Source organism: Cellulomonas septica (assembly GCF_012396155.1).
Classification (GTDB): Bacteria; Actinomycetota; Actinomycetes; order Actinomycetales; family Cellulomonadaceae; genus Cellulomonas; species Cellulomonas septica.
Window position 1 is genome coordinate 1 of the sequence record NZ_JAAXOY010000779.1, and the last position, 1,479, is coordinate 1,479.

A 1,479-nucleotide genomic window follows, 5' to 3' on the forward strand; every position below is an offset into this window, starting at 1 on the left:
GTCGGCGGACGGACGGGTGCGGTCGGCGGTGCTGCCCGGGCCGGCGGTGCCGTCGCCGGCGGTCGGCTCCGTCGGCTTGCCGGTGAGGCTGAGGAACACGTCGTCGAGCGTGGGCTCGCGGACCTGCCACGCGGCGACGTCGAGCGGGCGGGCCGACACGTCGCCGAGGATGCGGTGCACGTCGGCGACGGACCCGTCGGTGGGGACGCGCTGCACGGTCCCGTCGCGCAGCACGAGCTCGACGTGCGCGGACCCGACGGTGCGCTTGAGCTCGGTCGCGGTGCCCTGGGCGATGACGCGGCCGTGGTCGATGACCACGATCCGGTCGGCGAGGCGGTCGGCCTCCTCGAGGTACTGCGTGGTGAGGAGGAGGGTCGCGCCCGCGTCGACGACGTCCCGGATGACGTCCCACAGGTCGCCGCGGCTGCGCGGGTCGAGGCCGGTGGTCGGCTCGTCGAGGAACACGACCTGAGGACGGCTCAGGAGGCTCACGGCCAGGTCGAGCCGCCGGCGCATGCCGCCCGAGTACGTCTTGACCAGACGGCCCGCGGCGTCGGTGAGGTCGAACAGCTCGAGCATCTCGGCCGTGCGCGTGCGGACCTCGCGGCTGCCGAGGTGCGCGAGGCGCGCCATGAGGTGCAGGTTCTCCGCGCCCGTGAGCAGCTCGTCGACCGCGGCGTACTGCCCGGTGAGGCTGATGGCCGCGCGCACGGCCGCGGGGTCGCGGACGACGTCGGCACCGGCCACCGTCGCGGTGCCGCCGTCGGGTCGCAGGAGCGTCGACAGGATGCGGACGGTCGTCGTCTTGCCCGCGCCGTTGGGCCCGAGCAGGGCGAGGACCTCGCCGCGGTGGACGTCGAGGTCGACGCCGTCGAGGACGGTGAGGTCGCCGTAGGACTTGCGCAGTCCGCGGGCGACGACGATCGGTGCGGTCATCGCGTGGCCTCCTTCTGTGTACGTCGTAAACTGTGTGCGTATGTCATACACACTTATAGGATCGGGCGTCAAGGAGGTCGACGTGGACGAGGCGGACGGATCGGGCGCGCAGCGGCGAGCCGAGGACGGCGTGGCGGACGAGGCTGCGGGAACGGCAGCACGCGCGGAGACGCGGGAGCGGGGCGAGAACGTCGCACCCACGCCGACCGATGCCGCACGCACGCAACGAGAGGCCGACGACGCACGCCGCGAGGCCGACGCGCTGCGTCGCGACCGCGAGAAGGCCGAGCGGGCCGCCGCCAAGGAGGCCGAGCGCGCCCGGCGGGACCGCGAGAAGGCCGAGCGCGTCGCTGCCAAGGACGCCGACCGCGCGCAGCGCGACGCGGACCGCCGGCGCCGCGACGACGAGAAGGCCGAGCGGGACCGCGCGAAGGTGCTCCAGCAGGCCGAGGACCAGCGGGCGCGCGCGCTCGCGGACGTCGAGAAGGAGCGTCAGCGACGCGAGACCGAGGCCCGCAAGGAGGCCGAGAGATCGGAAGAGCG

The 1,479-nt window shown here is 74.3% G+C and carries 1 protein-coding gene and 1 pseudogene; one reads left to right on the top strand and one right to left on the bottom strand.

The features are described 5' to 3' along the window. On the bottom strand, nucleotides 1–936 hold a 936-nt coding region (locus tag HGA02_RS19065), incomplete at its 3' end, for an ATP-binding cassette domain-containing protein (protein WP_246248102.1). 34 nt (nucleotides 937–970) lie between these two features. On the opposite strand from HGA02_RS19065, the pseudogene HGA02_RS19070 reads away from it, so the two are divergent. Beyond that, nucleotides 971–1,479: pseudogene (locus HGA02_RS19070) on the top strand (hypothetical protein); the annotation flags it as partial.